Genomic DNA, 24,851 nt, shown 5'->3' on the forward strand with positions numbered 1-24,851 from the left:
TTCGCCTCGTATTTGATCGGTCTTTATGTCAAGCCTGCGCACCTTTTTTATCATGGCCCTGCTGGGCCTGAGCCTCTCCGTCGGCACGCTACAAGCCGCCGAACCGCCCACCCGCGAATCCGTGCAGACCAGTCTGGACAAGATCGCCGACCGCAAGCTGCCGGAGGCGGATCAAAAGGCTTTGCAGTCCGTTCTGCAAGGCACGCTGACGCAGCTCAACAACCGACGTGATTACGAGCAGAAACTCAGCGACCTCAAGGCGCAACTGGCCACGGCGCCCAAGCAGACCGTCGAGAACCAGCGTGAGCTGACGCGTCTCAAGGCCAGTGCCGTGGTGCCGGTGGCGCAACGTTTTACCAAGGAGTCGATTCAGCAGCTCGAGCAAATGCTCACCGAGCGCTCGACCCAGCAGAGCGACCTGCAAAAGGCCCTGGCCGACGCCAACAGCCTGATCATCACCGCCCAGACTCGTCCCGAGCGCGCCCAGGCCGAGATTTCCGCCAGCCAGACGCGCATCCAGCAAATCAACAACATCCTCAAGACCGGTAAAGACGCGGGCAAGACCTTGAGCGCCGAGCAGCGCGACCAGCTCAACGCCGAACTGGCGGCCCTCAACGCCCTGATCCCGCTGCGTCGACAGGAACTGGCCGGCAATACCCAGTTGCAAGACCTGGGCAACAGCCAACATGACCTGTTGTCGGAGCGATCCGACCGCCTGGACCAGGAAATCCAGGACTTGCAAAGCCTGATCAATCAGAAGCGCCTGGCCCAGTCCCAGGAGACGGTGACGCAGCAATCCATCGAAGCGCAAAAGGCCGGTGGCAGCAGCCTGTTGGCTACCGAAAGCGCGGCCAACCTGAAGCTCTCGGACTACTTGCTCAAAAGCACTGACCGCCTCAACGAAGTTACCCAGCAGAACCTGCAGACCAAGCAACAGCTGGACAGCGTGACGCAAAGCGATTCCGCGCTGGACGAACAGATCAACGTGCTCAAGGGCAGCCTGCTGCTCTCGAAGATTCTCTATAAACAGAAACTGGCGTTGCCGCGTCTCAAGGTCGACCGCGACCTGGCCGACCAGATCGCTGACATTCGCCTGTATCAGTTCGAAGTCAGTCAGCAACGGGAGTTGCTCAGCAACCCGGCCACTTATGTCGACAACTTGCTGTCGACCCAGCCGCCCGAACAGGTCACACCGCAGCTACGCAAGAGCTTGCTGGAACTGGCGACCACCCGCGCCGACCTGCTGGAGCGTCTGAACCGTGAGTTGAGCGCGGTGCTCAACGAGTCCATCACCCTGCAACTGAACCAGAAACAACTGCTCAGCACCGCGCAAAACCTGCGGGCGACGCTGGACGAGCAGATGTTCTGGATTCCCAGCAACAAGCCGCTGGACCTGGAATGGATTCGCGCCGTGCCGGATCGCCTGGAACGTCAGGTCACGACACTGCCTTGGGCTTCCAGCCTCAGCGAACTGACCGACGGCCTGACCCAGCGGCCACTGCTGTTCCTGCCGCTGGCGTTGCTGATAGGGGCGCTGTTGTGGCGTCGCAAGAGTCTGTATGCCCGTTTGAACAAGGTTCACCAGGACATCGGCCACTTCAAGCGCGACAGCCAGTGGCACACGCCGCAGGCGATTCTGATCAACATCCTGCTGGCGATGCCGGTGGCGCTGGGCCTGGCCTTGTGCGGCCTCGCCCTGCAAATCGATGCCCGCGGGCAAAACGCGAACATGGGCGCGGCCCTGCTGCAAATGGCCCAGGCCTGGCTGGTGTTCTACACCGCGTACCGGATTCTGGCGCCGGGTGGCGTGGCCGAACTGCATTTCCGTTGGGAAAAGCCTCAGGTCGAATTCCTCCGAGGCTGGATCCGTCGCCTCGGCATCGTGGTCATGGCGCTGGTCGCGGTGGTTGCGGTTGCCGAACTGCAACCGGCAACACTGGCCGACGACGTGCTCGGCATGCCGGTGGTACTGACCTGCTACGCCATGATGACCTGGCTGCTCGGCCGCCTGCTGATCAGCAGCCCGACCCACGACAGCACGCCGCTGTTCCGCAAGTTCATGGCCATCATGTTCACCGCCCTGCCGGTCGCGTTGTTCGTGGCCGTGTGCTTCGGCTACTACTACACCGCGCTGAAACTCAGCGACCGGTTGATTAACACGCTGTACTTGCTGATGTTCTGGCTGGTGATCGAAGCCACGTTCGTGCGTGGCCTGAGCGTGGCGGCACGGCGCCTGGCCTACCAGCGGGCCCTGGCCAAACGTCAGGCGGCGAAAGAGGCCGGCGATGGCGAAGCGGTGATCGAAGAGCCGACCATGGACATCGAAAAGGTCAACGAACAGTCCCTGCGCCTGATTCGTCTGGCACTGCTCGGTGGCTTCATGGCGTTACTGTACTGGGTCTGGGCCGACCTGATCACCGTGTTCTCGTACCTGGACAACATCACCCTCTACGAATACACCAGCGGCACCGGCGCCAACATGAGCATGGTGCCGATCAGCATTGGCGACATGCTTGGCGCGCTGATCATCATCGGTATCACCTTCGCCCTGGCGCGCAACCTGCCCGGTCTGCTCGAAGTGTTCGTGCTATCGAAGTTGAACCTGGCCCAGGGCAGCGCCTACGCCACCACCACGTTGCTGTCCTACGTGATTGCCGGTGTCGGTTTCGTCTCGACGTTGTCGACCCTCGGCGTAAGTTGGGACAAGTTGCAATGGCTAGTGGCCGCGCTGTCGGTCGGCCTCGGTTTCGGCATGCAGGAGATCTTCGCCAACTTCATCTCCGGCATCATGATTCTGTTCGAGCGTCCGGTGCGGATCGGCGACACCATCACCATCGGCAACCTGTCGGGTACCGTGAGCAAGATCCGCATCCGCGCCACGACCATCACCGACTTCGACCGCAAGGACATCATCGTCCCGAACAAGACGTTCATTACCGGACAATTGATCAACTGGTCGCTGACCGACACCATCACCCGGGTGACCCTCAAGCTTGGCGTCGATTACGGCTCGGACCTGGATCTGGTGAAAGAGCTTCTGCTGAAGGCTGCGCGCGATAACCCGCGTGTACTGAAAGATCCGGAACCCCACGTGTACTTCCTGAACTTCGGCGAAAGCACCCTCGATCACGAGTTGCGCATGCACGTACGCGACCTGGGTGACCGCAACCCGGTACTCGATGAGGTCAACCGCTTCATCAACCGCGAGTTCAAGAAGCAGCACATCAACATCTCGTTCCGGCAAATGGAGGTTTACCTTAAGAACCTGCAAGGCCAGGAATACAAGATGGTGCCGATCGAACCGGAAGCGAAAACCATCGTGCCGCTGACGGATGGCAAACAACCACCGCAAATGCCACCTGCCGCCAAACTCGACTAACCGGCCTTTCCCCAGCAGAATGCTCGGACATTCTGCTGGAGCCGGCCCTTGAAAGCCCTCGACGAACTGACCTTCGATAATCGCTTCGACCGCCTGGGCGATACGTTTTCCGCCCATGTGCTGCCCGAACCGATCGACAATCCGCGCCTCGTAGTCGCCAGCCCTGCCGCCATGGCGCTGCTGGACCTCGACCCGGCCGCGGCCGAAACCCCGGAGTTCGCCGAGCTGTTCAGCGGCCACAAGCTCTGGGCCGACGCGGTTCCGCGGGCGATGGTCTATTCCGGGCATCAGTTCGGTTCGTATAACCCGCAACTGGGCGACGGGCGTGGCCTGTTGCTGGGCGAGGTGTACAACGAGGCTGGCGAACATTGGGACCTGCACCTCAAAGGTGCCGGCCAGACGCCGTTTTCACGCATGGGCGATGGCCGTGCGGTACTGCGTTCATCGATCCGCGAATTCCTTGCCTCCGAAGCCTTGCACGCCCTGAACATCCCGACCACGCGGGCGTTGTGCGTGATCGGCTCCGACACCCCGGTGTGGCGCGAGAAACAGGAACGCGCCGCCATGGTCCTGCGCCTTGCGCCGAGCCATGTGCGCTTCGGGCATTTCGAATATTTCTACTACACCAAGCGCCCCGAGAAGCAGAAAGAACTCGGCGATCACGTGCTGGCCATGCATTTCCCGGAATGCCTGGAGCAACCGGAACCGTATCTGGCGATGTTCCGCGAAATCGTCGAGCGCAACGCCGAGCTGATCGCCAAATGGCAGGCCTACGGTTTCTGCCACGGCGTGATGAACACCGACAACATGTCGATCCTCGGCATCACCTTCGACTTCGGCCCGTTCGCCTTCCTCGACGACTTCGACGCCAACTTCATCTGCAATCACTCGGATGATCAGGGCCGCTACTCCTTCAGCAACCAGGTGCCGATCGGCCAGTGGAACCTCAGCGCCCTCGCCCAAGCCCTGACGCCATTCATCAGCGTCGAAGCGTTGCGCGAAACCCTTGGCCTGTATTTGCCGCTGTTCCAGGCCCATTACCTGGACCTGATGCGCCGCCGCCTCGGTCTGACCACCGCTGAAGAAAACGACCAGAAACTGCTGGAACAACTGCTGCAATTGATGCAGAACAGCGGCGTCGATTACAGCCTATTCTTCCGTCGACTGGGCGAAGAGTCACCGCAAGCCGCAATCGCTCGTTTGCGCGATGACTTCGTCGACCTCAAGGGCTTCGATGCCTGGGGCGAGCTTTACATCGACCGGGTTGCCCGCGAAGGCGAGCTAAACCAGGAACAGCGCCGCAAGCGAATGCACGCGGTCAATCCGCTGTACATCCTGCGAAATTATCTGGCGCAAAAGGCGATCGATGCGGCGGAGAGTGGCGACTACTCAGAAGTGCGTCGCCTGCATGCCGTGCTGAGCAACCCCTTCGAGGAACAACCGGGGATGGAAAGCTACGCCGAGCGACCACCGGAATGGGGCAAGCATCTGGAGATCAGTTGTTCTTCGTGAAGACAGCATGTCATTGAAAATGTGAGCGAGTATCACCAAATAAGGACTACTCGCTTCTAACCGGACCACTCGTCATGACCGACCCACTCCTAATCCCTTGCCCTCACTGCAACGGCCTCAACCGCATCCCCGCCGAGCGTCTCAACGACCATCCCAAATGCGGTCGCTGCAAGGCCGAAGTCCTGCTGAACAAGCCTTTCGAGCTGAAACAGGGCGACTACGCCAGCCAGATCAAGGGCGACCTGCCGTTGCTGGTGGACGTGTGGGCGGATTGGTGTGGGCCGTGCAAGTCGTTTGCGCCGGTGTTTGAGCAGGCGGCGGGGCAACTGGCGGGCAAATGCCGATTGGCCAAGCTGGACAGTGAAGCGAATCAGCAGCTGTCGGCACAGCTGGGGATTCGCTCGATTCCAAGCCTGATCCTGTTCAAGAACGGCCGGGAAGTCGCACGCCAGAGCGGTGCCTTCCCGTTACCGCAATTGATGAGCTGGTTGCGTAGCCAAGGCATCTGAAGCCATACAAATCCTGTAAGAGCGAGCTTGCTCGCTCTTACAGTGGTTTGGTGTACCTGGCAGGTCAGGCATTTTCCAGCAGGTTGTGCAGTTCGACGAATTGCCGCGTCAGCTTGTGCCGTGGGTCGAGGTGGATCAAAGGCGTGTTGGCCTGGTGTGATTCACGCATGCGCACCGAACTTGCGAGGTACACCGGCAACACCGGCAGGCCTTCGGCGATCAGTTCGTCGAGGATTTGCTGGGGCAGGCTGGCACGGGCCTGAAACTGGTTGACGACGATGCCTTCCACTTCCAACCCTTCGTTATGGTCTTCCTTCAATTCTTCAATTTCTGCCAGCAGGCCGTACAGCGCCTGACGCGAGAAACTGTCGCAATCGAAGGGAATCAGCACACGATCGGCGGCAATCAACGCTGAAACCGCATAAAAATTCAGCGCAGGCGGCGTATCGAGATAAATCCGGTCATAGTCTTCGCTCAATTCTTCAAGCAATTTACGCAGCTTGTTGATCTTGTGCTTGGCCTCAAGTTTTGGCTGCAGATCCGCCAACTCAGCGGTAGCGGTCACGACGTGAAGGTTGTCGAACGGGGTTTCGTAGATGTCGACCTGATTCTTCTTGGAGAACGGCCCGGAAGACAGGGTCTGCTTGAAGAAATCGGCAATGCCCATCGGTATGTCGTTGCCGGTGAGCCCCGTCAGGTATTGAGTGGAGTTGGCCTGAGCATCGAGATCCACCAACAAGGTGCGATAACCCTCGCTGGCGCTGACTGCCGCCAAATTGCAGGCAATGCTGGATTTGCCCACGCCACCTTTCTGATTGAACACCACGCGCCGCATGTCTAAACCTCCGTGTATCAAAGAATGACCGAGTGTAGTGGTCCACAGCGTTGCTTCGCTACCTCGCAGGCATGGGACTACACGGTCAGTCGTCATCTCTTGCCAAAAATCCGGCAAACATCCCGTTCAATCGCAGCCAGAACCGACAGACGGGGTGATGAAAACGTGAATAATTGCCAAACGTTCAGTTTTTTGCGAACTAACCGGTACATCTCATTGAGCAAAATGTAACCAGCATTTGCTACACGTTCCCGGCACCGGGATAATGCGCACCACTCGGCGCCCAGCGCCACGCAGGTGTGCCGTGCATTTTGCGCCACTCACCGCATCAACGAAGCCCGCAGGGGCGGGATGAATGTCAGTGATCAATTTCAACATCGCCCAATGGCGCGCGTGGGCCCCGGGGCTCGAAAGCGTGGACGATTGGCAGGCCTGGAGTCGACAACCGGTCGTGCTGCCGGTCAGCGATGCCGTTCCTGACGTATCGTTCCTGCCTGCGATGCAGCGCCGGCGCCTAAGCCGACTGGCGCGGATGGCGTTCTGTGTCGGCTGGCCCCTGGCCGAAGGCCGCCAGGACCTGCCGCTGGTCTTTGTTTCCCGGCATGGCGAAACGCCGCGCACCTTCGACATTCTCAGTGATCTGGCTGCCGAACAGCCGCTGTCGCCGACGCAGTTCAGCCTGTCGGTGCACAACGCGATTATCGGCCTGTGGTCGATCATGCGCGGCGAAACCAGCGAAATGACCGCCCTCGCCGCCGCTGGGGACGGCCTCGAACACGGCATGCTGGAGGCGGCGGCCCTGCTCAATGAAGGCGCGCCAGCCGTATTGCTGGTAGTGACCGAAGAACAACCACCCGAGGCTTACTCGACGTGGATCGATGACGTGCCGTTCCCCTACGCCGTCGGCCTGCTGATCACGCCCGGCAATGACTGGCAGCTGTCTCTGAACAGCCCCACGGATGCGTTGTCCAAACCCCGTTGGCCCCACGCCCTGAATCTGTTGAGCGCGCTGTTGGGTCAGCAAATCACCTGCCAACATGCCTGGAAAAATCGTGTATGGACCTGGCAACGCAATCCATGACCGAAAAGAACCGCGACGCCTATCACTGGCGCCTGCTGGCCACCGCCGCAAGCTTCGCCCTGTTCGGGCTGGGCGGGTTGTGCCTGCGCGTGGTTGTTTTCCCCCTCCTCGCCTGCCTGCCGGGCGATGCCCGGACTCACCGGCTGCGCGCGCAGCAGACGGTCAGCCGCTGCTTCTGGTTTTTCGTGCAGTTCATGGCCCGCGCCGGCGTGCTCACTTATGACATTCAGGGCGCAGAGAAACTCGGGCGCCCGGGGCAGATGATCATCGCCAATCACCCGTCGCTGATCGACGTGGTATTCCTGATCGGGCTGGTGCGCCACGCCAATTGCGTGGTCAAGCAAAGCCTCTGGGAAAACCCCTTCACCCGCGGCCCGCTGCGGCGCACCGAATACATCAGCAACGACGGCAGCATGGACATGCTCGATGCCGCCGCCGACGCACTGAAAGAGGGTCAAACCCTGATCATCTTTCCCGAGGGTACCCGCACCCAACCGGGCCAGGCGCCGGCCTTTCATCGGGGGGGAGCGGCAATTGCCGTGCGGGGTGCGAAAATCCTCACCCCCGTGGTGATCAAGGTCAATCCGACCACATTGACCAAGGCCGAGCCCTGGTACCGGATCCCCAAACGTCGCGTGCACTTCAGTTTCCGCGTCGGGGCCGATATAGACCCACAAGCCTTCGCCGCGCTGGGCCCTGCCCCTCAGGCCTCGCGCAAGCTCAACGATTATCTGCATTCTTACTTTATCAAGGAGCTCGCCGAAGATGAGCGATCTGCACCGTGAAATCAAAGACCTGATCATCGAAGCCCTCGGCCTCGAAGACATCAGCGCCGAAGACATCGGCAACGACCAGACGCTGTTTGGCGAAGGCCTGGGCCTGGACTCGGTGGACGCCCTGGAGCTCGGCCTGGCCATCCAGAAAAAGTACGGCATCAAAATCGATGCCGACGCGAAGGACACCCGTAACCACTTCAGCAACGTGGCGAGCCTTGCGGCGTTCGTCACTGCAAAACAGGCAGCTTGAGACCGGACCATGCAAACTCGTGACGACATTTTCAACACACTGCGCGATGCCTTGGTCGAGCTGTTCGAACTGGACCCCGAGCGCGTGAGCCTCGAATCCAACCTGTACCAGGATCTGGAAATCGATAGCATCGACGCGGTCGATCTGATCGACCACATCAAACGCCAGACCGGCAAGAAAATCGCCGCCGAGGAATTCAAATCGGTGCGTACCGTCAGCGACGTGGTCGAGGCGGTCTACCGCCTGGTTCAACCCGCCGCATGAGCCGACTGATCGGCCTCGGCCTGCTGCTGGCGGGCCTGCTGTACCCCTTTGCGGTGTATTTCGGCATGGAGCACTTCGCACCGTGGCAGTTCGGCCTGCTGCTGGGCAGCCTGTGGCTGGCCCGCGCAGTGAGCGGCCGACACAAGCCCGGTAGCCTGTGGATGGCTTCGGCAGCGATTGTGTTTTGCCTGCTGCTGGCGCTGTTCGACAGCCCGGCGTTGCTGCGTTGGTACCCGGTATTGATCAGCGGTTTCATGCTGGCATTGTTCGGGTTGAGCCTGAAGTATGGCCCGCCGATGGTCGAACGCCTGGCCCGCTTGCGCGAGCCGGATTTGCCGGCCAAGGGCATTCGCTATACCCGCCAGGTGACCATCGCCTGGAGCATGTTTTTTCTCTGCAACGGTTTGTGCGCCGCCGCCCTGACACTGTGGGCGCCGCTGAGCTGGTGGATGTTGTACACCGGCCTGATTTCCTACGGATTGATAGGCCTGATGTTTGCCATTGAATGGCTGATACGACAACGGGTACGAGGCCACCCATGAATTGGATAAAACTTGAGCAGTTGCTGCTCAAGGCCGAGCCGAAGCGTGCCGTAACGGCCGAGCCGCCGCTCGATCACGCACATTTGTGCGAACAGGCCCTGAGCCTGGCTGCCGGCCTGCAAGCCCAGGGCGTGCGGCGCATGGCCGTGCACCTTGAAGATGCCGCTGACCTGGCGATTGCCCTGTTCGGTGCATGGCGTGCGGGGGTCAGCGTGTTGCTGCCGGCCGACCTGCAACCACAAACCCGTCAACGCTGGTCGAGCGAAGTGGATGTATGGCTGACCGATCAACCTGAAGATGCGCATCTGAGCGACTATCGGCACTCACCGCTGAGTGCCGCGGCACTGAATCTGGATCAATGTCGGCTGAGCCTGTGCACGTCCGGCTCCAGCGGCGAGCCCAAGCGCATCGAAAAAACCCTGCGGCAACTGGCCAATGAAGTTGAAGCCCTGGAACAGCTGTGGGGTGCCGATATCGGCCCGGCGTGCATCATCGGCAGCGTCGCCACCCAACACATCTACGGCCTGCTGTTTCGGGTGCTGTGGCCGCTGTGCGCCGGTCGCCCGTTTGTGCGCAAGCAACTGGCGTTTCCCGAAGACCTGCAACGCGCCAGCCGTGAACATCCAGCCTTCGCCTGGGTCGCCAGCCCGGCGCTGCTCAAGCGCATGGGCGACAATCTCGACTGGCCAGCATTGAGCGCGGTGCGCCGGGTATTTTCTTCCGGCGGTGCATTGCCGGCCGAAGCCGCGCAGAGCCTGCACCAACGTTTGCATCAATGGCCGACCGAAATCTTCGGCAGCTCGGAAACCGGCGGCATTGCCTGGCGCCAAGGCGAGCCACTCTGGCAGCCATTTGCGGACGTTGAACTGAGTCAGGACCAAGACGGCGCGCTGCTCATCGCCTCGCCGTATTTGCCCCCCGGTCATCTCGAACATACCGCCGATGCTGCACGGATCGCCGACGACGGCCGTTTCGAGCTGCTTGGACGGCTGGACCGGATCGTCAAACTGGAAGAAAAACGCATCTCGCTGCCGATGCTGGAGCAGGCGCTGACAGCGCACGACTGGGTTGCCGAAGCGCGGCTTGGCGTCGTCCAGGAAAACCGCGCGTCACTGGGAGCGTTGCTGGTCCTGAGCGACGCAGGCCTGCATGCCCTGCGCAATCAGGGTCGACGCACGCTCACCGAACAATTGCGCCAACACCTGAGCCAGCACTGCGAAACGCTAGCCCTGCCAAGACGCTGGCGTTTGCTGCGGCAAATGCCGCTGAACGCCCAAGGCAAGTTGCCTCAGGCCAATGTCGAAGCCCTGCTGCTGGCGCCACGCCCCAAGGCGCCGGAGGTCCTGGAACAGACCGAAACCGAAGGCGAGTGGAGCCTGCAACTGGCCGTGCCGCCGGATCTTGCCTATTTCAGCGGCCACTTCCCCACCGCCCCGATATTGCCGGGTGTGGTGCAGGTGGAATGGGCGCTGAACCTCGGCCAGCAATTGATGAACCTGCCGGAAAAATTTGCCGGCATGGAAGTGCTGAAATTCCAGCAACTGGTGCGTCCAGGTGATGAAGTCCAGCTGCACCTGCGTTTCGACCCGGTTCGCAGCAAACTGTACTTCGCCTATCGCAACGAAACCGCCACCTGCTCCAGCGGACGAATCTTGCTGGAGGCTGCGCATGCATAGCCCCTGCGCAATCATCCCCGTTTACAACCATGAAACCGCGATCACCACCGTGGTCGATGCACTGATCGCCTGCAACCTGCCGTGCATTCTGGTGGACGACGCCAGCAGCCCGGCGTGCGCCAGAGTGCTCGATCGACTGGCCCAACGCGAAATGGTTTACCTGATTCGCCTCGCTGAGAATGAAGGCAAGGGCGGCGCCGTGATGACCGGTCTGCGCGAAGCGTCGCGCCTGGGTTTCAGCCACGCCTTGCAGGTGGACGCCGACGGCCAGCATGACCTGCAAGACGTGCAGCGGTTCATCGAGCACTCGCGCGCCCACCCTTACGCGGTGATCTGCGGCTATCCGCAGTACGACGCCAGCGTGCCCAAGGGCCGACTGTACGCCCGCTACCTGACCCACGTCATGGTCTGGATCAACACCCTGTCGTTGCAGATTCGCGATTCCATGTGCGGCTTCCGTGTCTACCCGTTGCCGCCGGTTCTGGCGCTGATCGACACCGCGAAGATCGGCAAACGCATGGATTTCGACTCGGACATTCTGGTGCGCCTGGCCTGGCGCGGGCAACCGATGCAATGGCTGCAAACCAAGGTCCATTACCCCCTGGACGGTGTTTCGCATTTCCGCATGTTCCACGACAACGTGCTGATTTCGAGCATGCACACCCGCTTGTTCTTCGGCATGTTGTTGCGCTCGCCGATGATCCTCTGGCGACGGTGGCGCGCATGAACGCAGAAAAACAACACTGGGCCGACCGTGAGGAACGCGGCAGTTTCTGGCTGATGAAATTCACCGCGCTCGCCGCCAAGGTGCTCGGTCGCCGGCTGTTGAGCCCGTTGCTGTACGGCATCGTCCTGTACTTTTTCCTGTTCGGCCGCAGCGCCCGACTCAGCGCCTGGCAATACCAGCAGCGGCTCGCCGACTGGAGCGGCCGCAGCGAATTGCGCCCGACCCATTGGCGAGTGTTCGGCCAGTTCATGGCCTTCGCTGATTCCATGCTCGACAAGCTCGACGTGTGGAACGGCAAGCTGAGCATCGAGCAGATCGAAATCATCGACCCGGCGCTGCTGCGCAACCAGTTGCGCGGTACACGCGGGCAGATGCTGGTGGGCGCGCACCTGGGCAATCTCGAAGTCTGCCGTGCGCTGGCCGAGATCGGCGAAAAGGTCACCATGAACGTGCTGGTGCACACCAAGCACGCCGAACAGTTCAACCGTTTATTGGGCGAGGCCGGTGCAACCAATCTGCGTCTGATCCAGGTCAGCGAACTGGACCCGGTGATCATGCTGCAACTGCACGAACGCCTGGAGCGCGGCGAGTGGCTGGCGATTGCCGGTGATCGCGTGCCGCTGCATGGCGGGCGCAGCGTGACCGTGGATTTTCTGGGGCACCCGGCAAAATTTCCACAAGGGCCGTGGTTGCTGGCCGGCCTGCTGAAATGCCCGATCAACCTGCTGATGTGCCTGAAAAAACCCGACGGTGATTATCGCCTGACCATCGAACCGTTCGCGGACTCGATAACGTGGAAGCGCAGCGACCGCGAGCAGGTCATTCATCAGTGGGCCTCCCGCTACGCCGAGCGCCTGAGTCACTATTGCCTCGATGCGCCCCAACAATGGTTCAACTTTTACCCTTTCTGGAAGACCGATGACGACGCCAACGCTTGAGCCGGTAACCTTCGGCGAACTCCCTTTGCGCATCGAAGACGTGCTGGCCCTGGCCAACCGTCAGGCGCCGACGCAGTTGCAGAGCGACCCTGAGTACCGCGAGCGCATTGCCAAAGGCGCACGGTTCCTCGATTCCCTGCTGGACAAGGAAGGCGTGATCTACGGCGTGACCACCGGCTATGGCGATTCTTGTGTGGTGGCAGTGCCGCTGCATCACGTCGAAGCGCTGCCGCAGCATCTCTACACGTTCCACGGTTGCGGTCTGGGCAAACTGCTTGATGCCCAAGCCACCCGTTCGGTGCTGGCGGCGCGTTTGCAGTCGCTGTGCCACGGCGTTTCCGGAGTGCGCGTTGAACTGCTGGAGCGCCTGCAAGCGTTCCTCGAGCACGACATCTTGCCGCTGATTCCGGAAGAGGGCTCCGTGGGTGCCAGCGGTGATCTGACGCCGCTGTCCTACGTCGCCGCCACGCTGTCCGGCGAACGCGAAGTGATGTTTCGCGGCGAACGCCGACAGGCCGCCGACGTGCATCGTGAACTCAGCTGGCAGCCGCTGGTGCTGCGTCCGAAAGAAGCCCTGGCGCTGATGAACGGCACCGCCGTCATGACCGGCCTCGCCTGCCTGGCCTTTGCTCGTGCCGATTATCTGTTGCAACTGGCCACCCGCATCACCGCGTTGAACGTGGTCGCCCTGCAAGGTAATCCCGAGCATTTCGACGAGCGCCTGTTCGCCACCAAACCGCACCCGGGGCAGATGCAAGTCGCCGCGTGGCTGCGCAAGGATCTGGCGATCGATGCGCCAACCGCACCGCTGCATCGCCTGCAGGACCGCTACTCCCTGCGGTGCGCGCCACATGTGCTTGGCGTGTTGGCCGACAGCCTGAACTGGCTGCGTTCGTTCATCGAGATCGAGCTCAACAGCGCCAACGACAACCCAATCATCGACGCCGAAGCCGAGCGTGTTTTGCACGGCGGACACTTCTACGGCGGCCACATCGCGTTCGCCATGGACAGCCTGAAAAACCTCGTGGCCAATGTCGCCGACCTGCTGGATCGGCAGCTCGCGTTGCTGGTGGACGAGCGTTACAACCATGGCTTGCCAAGCAACCTGTCCGGCGCCACGGCCGACCGGGCGATGCTCAATCACGGTTTCAAAGCGGTGCAGATCGGCACCAGTGCCTGGACTGCCGAAGCGCTGAAAAACACCCTGCCGGCCAGTGTTTTCTCGCGTTCTACCGAGTGCCACAACCAGGACAAAGTCAGCATGGGCACCATCGCCGCCCGCGATGCGATTCGCGTGCTGGAGCTGACAGAACAAGTCGCCGCCGCCACGCTGCTCGCCGCCAACCAGGGCGTCTGGCTGCGCGGTCAGGCCGAAGATGCGCGACCGCTGCCACCAGCGCTCGCGGCCATGCATGAAGCGCTGGGCAAGGACTTCCCGCCTGTCATCGAAGACCGTGCGCTGGAAGGCGAATTGCGCCTGTGCCTGCAACGAATCGCCAAACAACACTGGAGGCTGCATGCGTAGCAAGGGAGTGCTGCACACCGATACGGAAATCCTCGTGCCGTTCTTTGACGTCGACAGCATGCACGTCGTCTGGCACGGCCATTACGTCAAATACCTGGAGATCGGCCGCTGCGCGTTGCTGGACAAGATCGGCCACAATTACACCGCAATGTCCGAGTCGGGCTACGCCTGGCCAGTGATCGACCTGCAACTGCGCTACGTGCGCGGCGCGGTGTTCGGCCAGAAACTGAACGTGCGCGCCAATCTGGTGGAGTGGGAGAACCGGTTGAAGATCAACTACCTGATCAGCGACCTGCAAACCGGAGAACGCCTGACCCGCGCGGTTTCCGTGCAGGTCGCGGTCGACATGAGCAATCGCGAGATGCAACTGGCTTCGCCGAAGGTCTTTACCGATGCGGTCGAGAGGGCCCTGCCATGATTTTCTGCCGCCCCCGTTCCCCTGTGGGAGCGAGCCTGCTCGCGATGGTCGTTAACGATGACGCTGGGCACCTGACTCTCCGCAGCGCACTCAGGCTTTTCGCGAGCAAGCTCGCTCCTACAGTGTTCTACGTGCTATTGGCGGCTCCGGGGCTCGCCCAGGCCTTCGACCTGCAACAACTCAGCGATCAACTGGCCAAGCCCGATGTCATCCACGGCAACTTCGTCCAGGAAAAACACCTGCGCGCCCTGTCCCAGCCGCTGACCAGCAAAGGCACGTTCGTCCTCGCAAAAAACCACGGTCTGCTGTGGCTGCTGAAAACACCGTTGCAACAGGATTACCGTATTACCGACAAAGGCATCGCCCGGCGGGATGCCACCGGTTGGCAGATGCTCCCGGGCAAGAGCGCCGGCGCCGAGCAGAACCGCTTGTTCCTTGCGGTGCTGCAAGGCGACAGCAGCGGCCTGCAACGGGATTTCGAACTGTCGCTGAGCGGCGATGCACAGAACTGGAAACTGACGTTGCTGCCGCACTCGATGTTGCTCAAGCAGGTGTTCAACCAGATCAACATTACCGGTGGCGAACTGGTGCACAGCATCGAACTGCTGGAAACCCAGGGCGACAGCACCTTGTTGCGCATGCAGGACAGCACCAGCGCCCAACCGCTGAGCGACGCGGAGCAACACGATTTTGCCCAGTGAACGCAGGCTGCCGTGGCTGTTCCTGACCCTGCTGCTGGCAGTGCTGGCGCTCGCCGGGTGGCAATGGCGCGACGGTGCTCCGCTGTCGGCCAACCTGATGGAGCTGGTCCCCGGCACCGCGCCGGACGCGTTGGAACTGCGCGCCGAACAGCGCATGCAGGAACCGTTGAACCGCGAAATGCTGGTGCTGGTCGGCCATAAGCATCGTGAACAAGCCATCGCCATGGCGCAAAAGCTCGGCGATCAATGGCAAGCCAGCGGCCTGTTCGAGAAGGTCCAGTGGAACCTGCAAGCCGACTTGCCCGCACTGCGCACGCAACTGCTGCAAGGTCGATTGGCCATGCTGTCCGCCGATGACCGGCAGCAATTGATCGAGCATCCCGACGCCTTTATTCAACAACGGGTACAAGCGTTGTTCGATCCCTTTACCGGCTTCAGTCTGGTGCCAAGCCAGGACGACTGGCTGGGCCTGACCGGACGTATCCAGAACAGCCAGCCGCAGCACGGCGCGGTGCAACTGGACATCGGCAGCGGCGCGTTGATTGCCGATGCCGACGGCAAGAGCTGGGTGCTGCTGCGCGCACGTACCACCGGCAACGCCTTCGACATGAACCTGCCACTGCAAGTGGCCGACCTGCTTCAGCTCAGTCGCGAAGAAGCGGCCAAGGCTGACGTGCAACTGCTGGCTGCCAGCGGCTTGCTCTACGCAGCCAACGGTCAGCGACAAGCGTCCCGCGAAATGACCTGGGTCGGCGGCGGCGCCACTGTCGGCATCCTGTTGTTGCTGTTGCTGGCCTTCCGTCGTTGGCGCGTGTTGCTGGCGTTTGTTCCGGTGCTGGTGGGCATGCTGTTCGGCGCGGTGGCCTGCGTGGCGCTGTTCGGTCATATGCACGTAATGACGCTGGTGTTGGGCTCGAGCCTGATCGGCGTCGCGGTCGATTACCCGCTGCATTACCTGTCCAAGAGCTGGAGCCTCAAACCCTGGCACGCCTGGCCGGCGCTGCGCCTGACCTTGCCGGGCCTGACCCTGAGCCTGATCACCAGCGCCATCGGCTACCTGGCCCTGGCCTGGACACCGTTCCCGGCACTCACCCAGATTGCGGTGTTCTCCGCTGCCGGCTTGCTCGGTGCTTACTTGTCCGCCGTGTGCCTGCTGCCGGCGTTGCTCAAGGGTGCCGATCTACGTCCGGCGCAATGGCCGCTGCGGGTTTCCGAGTTTTTGCTGGGTCGCCGCGAAGCACTGCTCCGACACCTGAGCACACCGGTGTTGCTGGCACTGCTGATTGCCTTTTGCGTCGGTGGACTTTTGCAACTCGAAACGAAAAACGACATCCGCCAATGGGTCAGTGCACCGCAGCAATTGACCGACGAAGCGCAGACCATCGCGCGGATTACCGGTTATCAACCCACTAGCCAGTTCTTCCTGGTGCAAGGTGCCAACCAACAGCAATTGCTCGAACGATCGAGCGCCTTGAGCGAGCGTCTGGATCAGTTGGTCAACCTGGAAAAACTTCAGGGTTATCTGTCGCTCAACCAATTGGTCAGCCAGCCAAGCGATCAGCAACAAGTCCGTGAAGCCTTGGGCAAGCTGCCACGGTTTTGGCAGCCGCTGCTGGAGGTCGGCGTGCCGGTCGAAGCCCTGCAAGCGGAGTTGGCCAGACTTCAGGCACTGCCCGTTGAAGACATCGACGCTGCACTGGCCGGACCGCTGGCGGAACCTTATCGCTTGCTGTGGCTGGGGCAGACGAATGACGGCGTAGCGGCGATGGTCAGCCTGCAAGGCATCAACAACCCGACCTTGCTGCAAGTCCAGGCTGAGGATTTACCGGGTGTGGTGCTGGTGGATCGTCTGGGCGAGCTGAACAGCGTGTTCGCCGCCACCCAGATCAGCGCCGCCGAACTGAAACTCGCGTCCTGCGTACTGATCGTGCTGGTGCTAATCCTGCCGTTCGGCCTTGGCGGTGCATTGCGCATCGTCTCCCTGCCGCTGCTGGCCGCTTTGTGCAGTGTGGCCAGTCTTGGCTGGCTGGGGCAGCCGTTGACCCTGTTCAGCCTGTTCGGCCTGTTGCTGGTGACGGCAATCAGCGTCGACTACGCGATCCTCATGCGCGAGCAGGTTGGCGGCGCCGCCGTGAGCCTGTTGGGCACCTTGCTGGCGGCGCTGACCACTTGGCTGTCGTTCGGCTTGCTGGCCGTATCGAGCACGCCAGCGGTGAGTAACTTTGGTCTGTCAGTGAGCCTGGGCCTGATCTTCAGCTTCCTGCTCGCCCCTTGGGCCAGGCGACAAATGCATGCAGTCCCCGTCACAGAGTCAGCAGCGTGATGATTGCGCTGTTTTGGGCAATGGCCCTGGCGCTGTTCGCGGTGGCGACCCGCTTGGGCCGCCACTTCGGCCTGATTCCGATCGTCAGCCAATTGTTGCTGGCGACCATCGGTTTGCCGCTGCTGATGTACTTCTGGATCGAACCGCAATGGCAACTGAGCGGTGCGGCGCTGGTGTCGCCGGACTGGCTGAAAAACCTCTACAGCCTGAGTTTTGCGTTGCTGCTGGGCTATATCCTCAGTGACGTGATCGACCTGCAACTGGATCGCCAGAGTCTGAAAATCGCCCTGCCGAGTTTCTGCATTCCGTTTGCCTGCGGCTTGATCACGGCAGTCTGGCTATTGCCGCCGCAACCGTGGATCAGTTCGCTGGCGGTCGGCCTGTTGTTCGCCATTACCGCGATCCCGGTGTTGTACCTGTACCTGCGGCACATCGACTACCCGCCCGCCGCCACACGGCGACTGGTGCAGACCGCAATCCTGATCGACCTCGCCTGCTGGACCCTGTTCGCCCTCGCCCAAGGCAGCCTGCACCTGAGCAGTCTGTTGCTGCCCTTGGCTGGCGCATGCCTGCCGGTTCTGCTGCGGCTGCTCGGCCTGCGCCAACTGTGGCTGTATAGCCTGGGCTTTTTCGCACTGCTGGTGGTCGCTGAACACTACAAGCTCAATGCACTGATTTTCGGTATCGGCTATGTGCTGATCATGGCCGCATTGAAAGCACCGCTGGTGTTGCCGCTGCCGGCGATCTGGATGAGCCGCTTGCAAACGTACATTGCCATTCCGCTGATCCTCACCTTCGGCATCGTGCAGATCAATGTGCACAGCGCGATGGACAGCCTCGGCTGGTTGCAACTGGCGGCGCTGCTGCTGTTGCCGATTGCCAGCAAATTGCTGGGCAACTGGGTCGGCCTCGGCTGGGCTGGCGCCTCGTTCCTGGGCGCCAGCCGTTGGCGTGAAAGCGTGCTGCTGAACATTCGCGGCTTGAGCGAGATCGTCTTTCTCAACCTGCTGCTGCAACAACAGCTGATCAGCCCGGCGCTGTACTTTGCCTTGATGCTGATGGGCCTGATCGCGACACTGCTGCCGGCACTCGCCGGTATGCACCGGATTCCCCTGAACGCTGCCACCCCGGCAAGGAGCCCCCATGCCAACCGTTGAAATGCAACGCCGCACGATCGTGGTCATCGGGGCCGGTCCTTCTGGCGCCATCGCTGCCGCACTGCTCAAGCGCAAAGGGCACGACGTGCTGGTGATCGAGCGTCAGCATTTCCCACGGTTTTCCATTGGTGAAAGCTTGCTGTCGCACTGCCTGGATTTCGTCGAAGAAGCGGGCATGCTCGACGCCGTCAACGCCGCCGGTTTCCAAGTGAAAACCGGGGCCGCATTTGCCTGGGGCGAGCGCTACAGCACCTTCGATTTCGGCGACACGTTCACTCAGGGCAAGCCGACGACCTTTCAGGTTCAGCGCGCCGACTTCGACAAACTGCTGGCCGATCAGGCCGCGCTGCAAGGCGTGGAAATCCGCTACGGCGAAACCATCGTCAGTGTCGATATCGATCAAGCCAGACCGCTGCTCGGCGTTCGGCGTGAAGACGGTAGCGAGTACCGCATCGAAGCTGACTTCATGCTCGACGCCAGTGGTTATGGCCGCGTCTTGCCGCGCTTGCTCGACCTGGAGGCGCCGTCGAATTTCCCGATGCGCCAGGCCGTGTTCACCCATGTCGAAGACCATATCGACCACCCGAATTTCGACCGTACGAAAATCCTCGTCACCACCCATCCAACCCAGCGCGATGTCTGGTTCTGGACCATCCCCTTCAGCAATGGCCGCTGCTCGGTCGGCGTGGTCGCGGCAGCGGAGCATTTCGAAGGACGCACCGAGAACCTGGACGATTGCCTGCGCGGCTTCATCGCTGAAACGCCCAGCCTTGCAGGCGTACTGAAAAATGCCGTTTGGGATACGCCGGCGCGCACCATTGGCGGTTACTCGGCCAACGTCAAGACCCTGCACGGACCGGGTTTTGCCTTGCTGGGCAATGCAGCGGAATTTCTCGACCCGGTGTTTTCCTCCGGCGTGACCATCGCCATGCGTTCGGCGAGCATGGCTGCGGGAGTTCTACATCGCCAGTTGCAAGGTGAAACGGTCGACTGGCAACGCGAGTTCGCCGAACCGCTCAAGCGTGGCGTCGACACCTTCCGCTGCTACGTCGAAGGCTGGTACGCCGGGACCTTCCAGGACGTGATTTTTTACCCGGAAAGTACCGCAGACATCCGCCGCATGATCAGCTCGATCCTCGCCGGTTATGCCTGGGATGAGCGCAACCCGTTCGTCGCCGAACCCAAACGCCGACTGCGGATGCTGTCGGAACTTTGTGCAAGGGATGCCACATGAACTATTTGAGCAACACTTACGTTGAAGAGACCCGTTTCGGCCTCTGGTTCCTGCGCAGCCACACCTGGCAGCATCACGTGCTGCGCGTGGCGATCAACGATTTGCGCAGCCTGTTCAGCGAAGCGTTGCCGAGTCATCCGGTGTTGCTGGACGCCGGTTGTGGCCAGGGCAAGTCATTCCGCTACCTGCAACAAGCCTTCACGCCCGAGCGTCTGATCGGCGTGGACGCCGACCCGCACAGTCTGAACCAGAGTGGCGAAGAAGCGGTCAATCAAGGTATTGCCGTGGAGTTGATCGGCAGCGATTGCGCGACGCTCGCCGTACCCGACGCCAGCGTCGACCTGCTCTTCTGCCACCAGACGTTCCATCATCTGGTCGAGCAGGAACAGGCACTCGCCGAGTTCTATCGCGTGCTCAAGCCCGGCGGTTATCTGCTGTTCGCCGAATCCACCGAGGCTTACATTGATACCTGGGTGATTCGCTGGCTGTTCCGCCACCCGATGCACGTACAGAAAAGTGCCGCGCAGTATCTGCAGATGATTCGCCACCAGGGTTTCGAATTCAGTGCGCAAAACGTGTCTTATCCGTACTTGTGGTGGAGCCGCGCCAAGGACTTCGGCCTGTTTGAGCGCTTGGGCCTTCGCCAGCCGAAACCCTTTGGCCAGCGGGAGGAAACCCTGGTCAATGTGGTGGCGCGCAAACCGTTGGAAGGTGTTGTGTGATGCTAATTGCCGAACACATAACCTGTGGGGGCGAGCTTGCTCGCGATAGCGGTGGTTCAGTCAACCGGTATGCCGACTGTGACGCCGCCATCGCCAGCAGGCTGGCTCCCACATGGATCACCCGCATTCTGCTACTCGTCGTGGCCCTGCTACTGAGCGCCTGCGCCAGCCAGGCACCGTTGCCTGAACAAACACCAAGCCTTTCGCTGCCACTGCAGCTGCACATCCAGCGCCTGCAAGCCGAACAACGACAGGACTGGGTGCTGGTCATTCAGCGTGAAGGCCCCGGCATTCGCTGGTCGATGATGGACTTGCTGGGTATTCCGCAGGCACGCCAGAAACTGGTGGATAACCAATGGAAGGCTGATGGCCTGCTGCCGCCGAATCCGGAAGCCCGGGAATTGTTCGCCGCGTTGCTGTTTGCGCTGACCCCACAAGATGAACTGCCAGGCAACTACCCCACCGCCTGGCAACACGGGGCGCAACGTTCGCTGCCAGCGCGCTGGGACGTTCATTACTCACAACCATTGAGCTTCGAATTGAACCTGCCCAAAGGTCCGAACTATCAAATCACGCCCCTGAGCGGTGACACCCCATGACGGCCTACCTGAACGCACTTGGGGTGATCTGCTCCCTGGGTCGCGACAAACAGGAAGTCGCGCGCAACCTGTTTGCTGGCGATTGCTCCGGCATGCGCAGCGAAGCCGGTTGGGTGCCGGAGCGGTCGTTGCCGGTGGGCTCGGTCGATGGCGAAGTGGCGCCGATTCCCGCAAAGCTGATCCGGCAACGCAGCCGCAACAACCAACTGTTGCTCGAAGCCGCCCTGCAAATTCGCCAGGACATCGATCAAGCGATTCAGACCTACGGCCGCGATCGCATCGGCGTCGTACTCGGCACCAGCACCTCGGGCATCGACGAAGCCAGCAAGGGCCTGGCCCATTACATCCGTGAGCAGCAGTTCCCGGATGAATACGACTATCAGCAACAGGAACTTGGTGCACCGGCAGACTTCCTGGCCGACTGGCTGCAATTGAGCGGTCCGGCTTATGTGATTTCCACTGCCTGCACCTCCAGCGCCCGTGCGTTGATGAGCGCCCAGCGCCTGCTCGATCTGGGTATGTGCGACGTAGTGTTGTGCGGTGGTGTCGACACCCTGTGCAAGCTGACGCTCAATGGTTTCTCGGCGCTGGAGGCCGTGTCCGGGCAGCGCTGCAATCCGTTCTCGGTGAATCGCAACGGCATCAACATCGGTGAAGCCGCGGTGCTGTTCCTGATGAGCAAGCAGGCGGGCGACAACCAACCGATTGCCCTGCTCGGCAGCGGCGCCAGCTCCGATGCGCACCACATTTCTGCGCCAGAGCCCACGGGTCGAGGCGCTCAACAGGCGATGCGCAAGGCGCTGAGCCAGGCCAATCTGCAGCCTGAGCAGATCGCCTACCTCAACCTGCATGGCACCGCCACCCAGCACAACGATGCCATGGAAAGTCAGGCCGTGGCCGCGCTGTTTCCGGCCGGTGTGCCCTGCTCGTCGACCAAACCCATGACCGGCCACACCCTTGGCGCGGCTGGCGCGCTGGAAGCAGCGTTCTGCTGGTTGAGCCTGAGCACAGGCAATCGCGAGCACGCGCTACCGCCGCATGTCTGGGACGGTCAGGCGGACCCCGAACTGCCGGCCTTGGAATGGGTGACCCCAGCCGATCGCCTGGCGTCCACAAGACCTCGCTACCTGATGAGCAATTCCTTTGCCTTCGGTGGCAACAACGTCAGCCTGATTATCGGAGACGCCCCATGATTGACTGGCCGCTCGCCGAACTGCTGCCCCACGCTGGCGACATGATCTTTATCGATCAGATCCTGGCGTTCGATGAAGAGCAGATTCATACCCGCCTCACCGTCAAACCCGACGGTCTGTTCAGTCGCCCCGATGGCAGCCTGCCGGCCTGGGTTGGCATTGAGCTGATGGCCCAGAGCGTCGCAGCCTTCGCCGGTTGCCATGCGCGCCAGCGCGGCGATGCGGTGGAACTTGGCTTCCTGCTCGGCAGCCGCAAATTCGAATGCAACGTCGAAAGTTTTCCGGCCGGCACTGAGCTGACTATCCACGGCCTCCGCTCGCTGGAAGACGACAACGGCATGGGCGTGTTCGAATGCCACATCAACGCGCCGGGCATCCACGCCACCGCCCGTCTGAACGTGTATCGCCCGCCTCAGGCGGCCCACTATCTTCATGAGCCCCTCAGCTCTTCACAAGGAGCACAGCCATGACTGAATCCGTACTGGTCACCGGTTCCAGCCGTGGCATCGGCCGCGCCATCGCCCTGCGTCTGGCCCAGGCCGGGCATGACATCGTGCTGCATTGCCGCAGCGGCCTGACCGAGGCCACGGCAGTACAAGCCGAAATCGCAGCCTTGGGACGCAACGTGCGCATCCTGCAATTCGACGTGTCCGATCGCGCTGGTTGCAAAGCGATTCTTGAGGCCGACGTCGAAACCCACGGCGCCTACTACGGCGTAGTGCTCAACGCCGGGCTGACGCGTGACGGTGCTTTTCCGGCGCTGAGCGAGGATGATTGGGATGTGGTGATGCGCACCAACCTCGACGGTTTCTACAACGTGCTGCACCCGGTGATGATGCCGATGATCCGTCGTCGCGCCGCCGGGCGGATTGTCTGCATCACCTCGGTGTCCGGCTTGATCGGCAACCGTGGTCAGGTCAACTACAGCGCCTCCAAGGCCGGTTTGATCGGTGCGGCGAAGGCATTGGCGATCGAGTTGGGCAAGCGCAAAATCACCGTTAACTGTGTCGCCCCCGGCCTGATCGACACAGCCATGCTCGACGAAAACGTGCCGGTGGAAGAACTGATGAAAATGATCCCTGCACAACGCATGGGCACCCCTGAAGAGGTGGCCGGCGCGGTGAACTTCCTGATGTCGGCAGAAGCTTCGTACATCACCCGGCAGGTTCTGGCGGTCAATGGAGGCCTGTGCTGATGAAGCGCGTCGTCGTCACCGGCATGGCCGGCATCACCTCACTGGGCAGCGACTGGGACACCATCGCCGGCAACTTCGCGGCCAACCGCAGCGGCATCCGCCGCATGGACGAGTGGGATCGTTTCACCGAACTCAACACCCGCCTGGCCGGTCCGATCGACGGTTTCAAGGTGCCGAGCCACTGGACCCGCAAGCAACTGCGCAGCATGGGCCGGGTTTCACGGCTGGCGGTCGGCGCGGCGGAACAGGCACTGACCGACGCCGGATTGCTCGGTGACGAATCGATCAAGGACGGACGCATGGGCGTTGCCTGTGGTTCATCCACCGGCAGTACCGACGAGATCAAGGCGTTCGGCAACATGCTGCTCAACTCGGTGGCCGAGGGCCTGAACGCCAACTCCTACGTACGCATGATGCCGCACACCACGGCGGCGAACATCAGCATCTTCTTCGGCCTCACCGGACGCCTGATTCCCACCTCCAGCGCCTGCACCAGCGGCAGCCAGGGCATCGGTTATGCCTACGAAGCGATCAAGTTCGGCCGCCTGCCGCTGATGCTCGCCGGTGGCGCCGAAGAGCTGTGCCCGACCGAAGCCATGGTCTTCGATGCGCTCTACGCGACCAGCCTGAAAAACGACACTCCGCAAAAAAGCCCGCGTCCGTACGACAAGGGACGCGACGGGCTGGTGATCGGTGAAGGCGGCGGCATGCTGGTGCTCGAAGAGCTGGAACACGCTCTGGCGCGTGGCGCACGCATCCACGCCGAGATTGTCGGTTTCGGCAGCAACGCCGACGGCCAGCACACCACCCGTCCCGAGCAAGTCACCATGCGCCGGGCCATGGAGCTGGCGCTGGAAGACGCCGGGCTACACCCCTCGGACATCGGCTACGTCAACGGTCACGGCACTGCCACCGAACAGGGCGACATCGCCGAAACCCAGGCCACCAGCAGCCTGTTTGGCGAACACATGCCGATCAGCTCGCAGAAAAGCTTCCTCGGTCACACCCTCGGCGCCTGCGGTGCACTGGAATCCTGGTTCAGTATCGAAATGCTCAATCGCGACCTCTACGTGCACACCCTGAACCTCGACGAAGTCGACCCGCACTGCGGCAAGCTCGACTACTTGCGCGGCGAATTTCGGCAGATGAGCAATCAATTTGTGATGAACAATAACTTTGCGTTTGGCGGGGTGAATACTTCGTTGATTTTCAAGCGTTGGGTGTAACGCCGCTTTTGCGAGCGAGCTCCCACAGTGGATCAGCGGTGCGGCAAAATATCATGCTCACACCGCAAA

24 protein-coding genes are annotated in these 24,851 nt (G+C 61.5%); 23 read left to right on the forward strand and 1 reads right to left on the reverse strand.

Going from position 1 to position 24,851, the window contains the following annotated elements; genetic code table 11:
* Positions 1 to 25 precede the first annotated feature (25 nt).
* The 3 genes from mscK to trxC all read left to right on the forward strand — a co-directional run bounded on the left by mscK (position 26) and on the right by trxC (position 5,400).
* Positions 26 to 3,379 carry a mechanosensitive channel MscK gene (gene mscK, locus ACNYC6_RS11270; RefSeq protein ID WP_419712361.1) on the forward strand — a complete coding sequence of 1,118 codons (3,354 nt, stop codon included), beginning with the start codon at positions 26 to 28 and terminating at the stop codon, positions 3,377 to 3,379.
* Between the two features lie 48 nt (positions 3,380 to 3,427).
* Entirely contained in the window at positions 3,428 to 4,891 is a 1,464-nt protein-coding gene (selO, locus tag ACNYC6_RS11275) for a protein adenylyltransferase SelO (protein WP_419712362.1), read from the forward strand.
* Positions 4,892 to 4,965: 74 nt separating this feature from the next.
* Positions 4,966 to 5,400: a thioredoxin TrxC gene (gene trxC / locus ACNYC6_RS11280; protein ID WP_030129872.1), complete on the forward strand. Its 435-nt coding sequence runs from the start codon at positions 4,966 to 4,968 to the stop codon at positions 5,398 to 5,400.
* A 64-nt stretch (positions 5,401 to 5,464) separates the two neighbouring features.
* Here the strand turns inward: trxC and ACNYC6_RS11285 are convergent, their stop codons facing one another.
* Complete coding sequence (locus ACNYC6_RS11285) at positions 5,465 to 6,235, reverse strand: ParA family protein (protein WP_419712363.1); 771 nt, start codon at positions 6,233 to 6,235, stop codon at positions 5,465 to 5,467.
* 355 nt (positions 6,236 to 6,590) lie between these two features.
* On the opposite strand from ACNYC6_RS11285, the gene ACNYC6_RS11290 reads away from it, so the two are divergent.
* Genes ACNYC6_RS11290 through ACNYC6_RS11385 form a run of 20 tightly spaced genes read left to right on the forward strand, consistent with a single transcriptional unit; the run spans position 6,591 to position 24,782 of the window.
* Positions 6,591 to 7,316, forward strand: a complete 726-nt coding sequence (locus tag ACNYC6_RS11290) for a beta-ketoacyl synthase chain length factor (RefSeq protein WP_419712364.1) — start codon at positions 6,591 to 6,593, stop codon at positions 7,314 to 7,316.
* Entirely contained in the window at positions 7,292 to 8,101 is an 810-nt protein-coding gene (locus ACNYC6_RS11295) for a lysophospholipid acyltransferase family protein (protein ID WP_419712365.1), read from the forward strand. The genes ACNYC6_RS11290 and ACNYC6_RS11295 overlap by 25 nt, the downstream gene beginning before the upstream one ends.
* Positions 8,082 to 8,342, forward strand: coding sequence for a phosphopantetheine-binding protein (locus ACNYC6_RS11300; protein ID WP_338584348.1), 261 nt, complete (start codon positions 8,082 to 8,084; stop codon positions 8,340 to 8,342). The genes ACNYC6_RS11295 and ACNYC6_RS11300 overlap by 20 nt, the downstream gene beginning before the upstream one ends.
* A gap of 9 nt (positions 8,343 to 8,351) precedes the next feature.
* Positions 8,352 to 8,606, forward strand: a complete 255-nt coding sequence (locus ACNYC6_RS11305) for an acyl carrier protein (RefSeq protein ID WP_007992314.1) — start codon at positions 8,352 to 8,354, stop codon at positions 8,604 to 8,606.
* Positions 8,603 to 9,148 carry a hypothetical protein gene (locus tag ACNYC6_RS11310; protein ID WP_419712366.1) on the forward strand — a complete coding sequence of 182 codons (546 nt, stop codon included), beginning with the start codon at positions 8,603 to 8,605 and terminating at the stop codon, positions 9,146 to 9,148. Before ACNYC6_RS11305 ends, ACNYC6_RS11310 begins: the two co-directional genes overlap by 4 nt.
* Positions 9,145 to 10,824 (forward strand): AMP-binding protein, encoded by a 1,680-nt coding sequence (locus ACNYC6_RS11315; RefSeq protein WP_419712367.1) that lies wholly within the window; start codon positions 9,145 to 9,147, stop codon positions 10,822 to 10,824. The genes ACNYC6_RS11310 and ACNYC6_RS11315 overlap by 4 nt, the downstream gene beginning before the upstream one ends.
* Positions 10,817 to 11,551: a glycosyltransferase family 2 protein gene (locus ACNYC6_RS11320; protein ID WP_419712368.1), complete on the forward strand. Its 735-nt coding sequence runs from the start codon at positions 10,817 to 10,819 to the stop codon at positions 11,549 to 11,551. Before ACNYC6_RS11315 ends, ACNYC6_RS11320 begins: the two co-directional genes overlap by 8 nt.
* Positions 11,548 to 12,489: a glycosyl transferase gene (locus ACNYC6_RS11325; protein ID WP_419712369.1), complete on the forward strand. Its 942-nt coding sequence runs from the start codon at positions 11,548 to 11,550 to the stop codon at positions 12,487 to 12,489. The genes ACNYC6_RS11320 and ACNYC6_RS11325 overlap by 4 nt, the downstream gene beginning before the upstream one ends.
* Positions 12,470 to 14,014: an HAL/PAL/TAL family ammonia-lyase gene (locus tag ACNYC6_RS11330; RefSeq protein WP_419712370.1), complete on the forward strand. Its 1,545-nt coding sequence runs from the start codon at positions 12,470 to 12,472 to the stop codon at positions 14,012 to 14,014. The genes ACNYC6_RS11325 and ACNYC6_RS11330 overlap by 20 nt, the downstream gene beginning before the upstream one ends.
* Positions 14,007 to 14,432 carry an acyl-CoA thioesterase gene (locus ACNYC6_RS11335; protein WP_419712371.1) on the forward strand — a complete coding sequence of 142 codons (426 nt, stop codon included), beginning with the start codon at positions 14,007 to 14,009 and terminating at the stop codon, positions 14,430 to 14,432. Before ACNYC6_RS11330 ends, ACNYC6_RS11335 begins: the two co-directional genes overlap by 8 nt.
* On the forward strand, positions 14,429 to 15,133 hold the full coding sequence (locus tag ACNYC6_RS11340; RefSeq protein WP_419712372.1) for an outer membrane lipoprotein carrier protein LolA: 705 nt from the start codon (positions 14,429 to 14,431) through the stop codon (positions 15,131 to 15,133). The genes ACNYC6_RS11335 and ACNYC6_RS11340 overlap by 4 nt, the downstream gene beginning before the upstream one ends.
* On the forward strand, positions 15,123 to 17,456 hold the full coding sequence (locus ACNYC6_RS11345) for an MMPL family transporter (protein ID WP_419712373.1): 2,334 nt from the start codon (positions 15,123 to 15,125) through the stop codon (positions 17,454 to 17,456). Before ACNYC6_RS11340 ends, ACNYC6_RS11345 begins: the two co-directional genes overlap by 11 nt.
* The gene (locus tag ACNYC6_RS11350) at positions 17,456 to 18,613 is read left to right on the forward strand and encodes a sodium:proton antiporter (protein WP_419712374.1); all 1,158 of its coding nucleotides are present in this window, start codon (positions 17,456 to 17,458) and stop codon (positions 18,611 to 18,613) included. The genes ACNYC6_RS11345 and ACNYC6_RS11350 overlap by 1 nt, the downstream gene beginning before the upstream one ends.
* Positions 18,600 to 19,847: an NAD(P)/FAD-dependent oxidoreductase gene (locus ACNYC6_RS11355; RefSeq protein ID WP_419712375.1), complete on the forward strand. Its 1,248-nt coding sequence runs from the start codon at positions 18,600 to 18,602 to the stop codon at positions 19,845 to 19,847. The genes ACNYC6_RS11350 and ACNYC6_RS11355 overlap by 14 nt, the downstream gene beginning before the upstream one ends.
* Positions 19,844 to 20,569, forward strand: a complete 726-nt coding sequence (locus ACNYC6_RS11360) for a class I SAM-dependent methyltransferase (RefSeq protein ID WP_419712376.1) — start codon at positions 19,844 to 19,846, stop codon at positions 20,567 to 20,569. Before ACNYC6_RS11355 ends, ACNYC6_RS11360 begins: the two co-directional genes overlap by 4 nt.
* A complete protein-coding gene (locus ACNYC6_RS11365) occupies positions 20,569 to 21,168 on the forward strand; it encodes a hypothetical protein (RefSeq protein WP_419712377.1) in 600 nt (199 codons plus the stop codon). The genes ACNYC6_RS11360 and ACNYC6_RS11365 overlap by 1 nt, the downstream gene beginning before the upstream one ends.
* Positions 21,165 to 22,361, forward strand: a complete 1,197-nt coding sequence (locus ACNYC6_RS11370) for a beta-ketoacyl-[acyl-carrier-protein] synthase family protein (protein ID WP_419712378.1) — start codon at positions 21,165 to 21,167, stop codon at positions 22,359 to 22,361. Before ACNYC6_RS11365 ends, ACNYC6_RS11370 begins: the two co-directional genes overlap by 4 nt.
* Positions 22,358 to 22,831, forward strand: a complete 474-nt coding sequence (locus ACNYC6_RS11375) for a hotdog family protein (protein WP_419712379.1) — start codon at positions 22,358 to 22,360, stop codon at positions 22,829 to 22,831. Before ACNYC6_RS11370 ends, ACNYC6_RS11375 begins: the two co-directional genes overlap by 4 nt.
* On the forward strand, positions 22,828 to 23,556 hold the full coding sequence (gene fabG / locus ACNYC6_RS11380) for a 3-oxoacyl-ACP reductase FabG (protein ID WP_419712380.1): 729 nt from the start codon (positions 22,828 to 22,830) through the stop codon (positions 23,554 to 23,556). Before ACNYC6_RS11375 ends, fabG begins: the two co-directional genes overlap by 4 nt.
* Positions 23,556 to 24,782 (forward strand): beta-ketoacyl-ACP synthase, encoded by a 1,227-nt coding sequence (locus ACNYC6_RS11385; RefSeq protein WP_419712381.1) that lies wholly within the window; start codon positions 23,556 to 23,558, stop codon positions 24,780 to 24,782. The genes fabG and ACNYC6_RS11385 overlap by 1 nt, the downstream gene beginning before the upstream one ends.
* The last annotated feature ends 69 nt before the right edge of the window (positions 24,783 to 24,851 follow it).

The sequence above is a fragment of the Pseudomonas sp. NFX224 genome, from assembly GCF_048565165.1.
In the GTDB taxonomy this organism is placed as follows: domain Bacteria; phylum Pseudomonadota; class Gammaproteobacteria; order Pseudomonadales; family Pseudomonadaceae; genus Aquipseudomonas.

Bases quoted from the DNA above. Each gene is read 5' to 3' on its own strand.
- ACNYC6_RS11355 (WP_419712375.1), top strand. From the start codon at position 18,600: ATGCCAACCGTTGAAATGCAACGCCGCACGATCGTGGTCATCGGGGCC.
- ACNYC6_RS11310 (WP_419712366.1), top strand. From the start codon at position 8,603: ATGAGCCGACTGATCGGCCTCGGCCTGCTGCTGGCGGGCCTGCTGTAC.
- ACNYC6_RS11370 (WP_419712378.1), top strand. From the start codon at position 21,165: ATGACGGCCTACCTGAACGCACTTGGGGTGATCTGCTCCCTGGGTCGC.
- ACNYC6_RS11305 (WP_007992314.1), top strand. From the start codon at position 8,352: ATGCAAACTCGTGACGACATTTTCAACACACTGCGCGATGCCTTGGTC.
- ACNYC6_RS11375 (WP_419712379.1), top strand. From the start codon at position 22,358: ATGATTGACTGGCCGCTCGCCGAACTGCTGCCCCACGCTGGCGACATG.
- ACNYC6_RS11385 (WP_419712381.1), top strand. From the start codon at position 23,556: ATGAAGCGCGTCGTCGTCACCGGCATGGCCGGCATCACCTCACTGGGC.
- ACNYC6_RS11365 (WP_419712377.1), top strand. From the start codon at position 20,569: ATGCTAATTGCCGAACACATAACCTGTGGGGGCGAGCTTGCTCGCGAT.
- ACNYC6_RS11360 (WP_419712376.1), top strand. From the start codon at position 19,844: ATGAACTATTTGAGCAACACTTACGTTGAAGAGACCCGTTTCGGCCTC.
- ACNYC6_RS11285 (WP_419712363.1), bottom strand. From the start codon at position 6,235: ATGCGGCGCGTGGTGTTCAATCAGAAAGGTGGCGTGGGCAAATCCAGC.
- ACNYC6_RS11290 (WP_419712364.1), top strand. From the start codon at position 6,591: ATGTCAGTGATCAATTTCAACATCGCCCAATGGCGCGCGTGGGCCCCG.
- ACNYC6_RS11325 (WP_419712369.1), top strand. From the start codon at position 11,548: ATGAACGCAGAAAAACAACACTGGGCCGACCGTGAGGAACGCGGCAGT.
- ACNYC6_RS11320 (WP_419712368.1), top strand. From the start codon at position 10,817: ATGCATAGCCCCTGCGCAATCATCCCCGTTTACAACCATGAAACCGCG.
- ACNYC6_RS11340 (WP_419712372.1), top strand. From the start codon at position 14,429: ATGATTTTCTGCCGCCCCCGTTCCCCTGTGGGAGCGAGCCTGCTCGCG.
- ACNYC6_RS11295 (WP_419712365.1), top strand. From the start codon at position 7,292: ATGGACCTGGCAACGCAATCCATGACCGAAAAGAACCGCGACGCCTAT.
- trxC (WP_030129872.1), top strand. From the start codon at position 4,966: ATGACCGACCCACTCCTAATCCCTTGCCCTCACTGCAACGGCCTCAAC.
- ACNYC6_RS11330 (WP_419712370.1), top strand. From the start codon at position 12,470: ATGACGACGCCAACGCTTGAGCCGGTAACCTTCGGCGAACTCCCTTTG.
- ACNYC6_RS11350 (WP_419712374.1), top strand. From the start codon at position 17,456: ATGATTGCGCTGTTTTGGGCAATGGCCCTGGCGCTGTTCGCGGTGGCG.
- fabG (WP_419712380.1), top strand. From the start codon at position 22,828: ATGACTGAATCCGTACTGGTCACCGGTTCCAGCCGTGGCATCGGCCGC.
- mscK (WP_419712361.1), top strand. From the start codon at position 26: ATGTCAAGCCTGCGCACCTTTTTTATCATGGCCCTGCTGGGCCTGAGC.
- ACNYC6_RS11300 (WP_338584348.1), top strand. From the start codon at position 8,082: ATGAGCGATCTGCACCGTGAAATCAAAGACCTGATCATCGAAGCCCTC.
- ACNYC6_RS11335 (WP_419712371.1), top strand. From the start codon at position 14,007: ATGCGTAGCAAGGGAGTGCTGCACACCGATACGGAAATCCTCGTGCCG.
- ACNYC6_RS11315 (WP_419712367.1), top strand. From the start codon at position 9,145: ATGAATTGGATAAAACTTGAGCAGTTGCTGCTCAAGGCCGAGCCGAAG.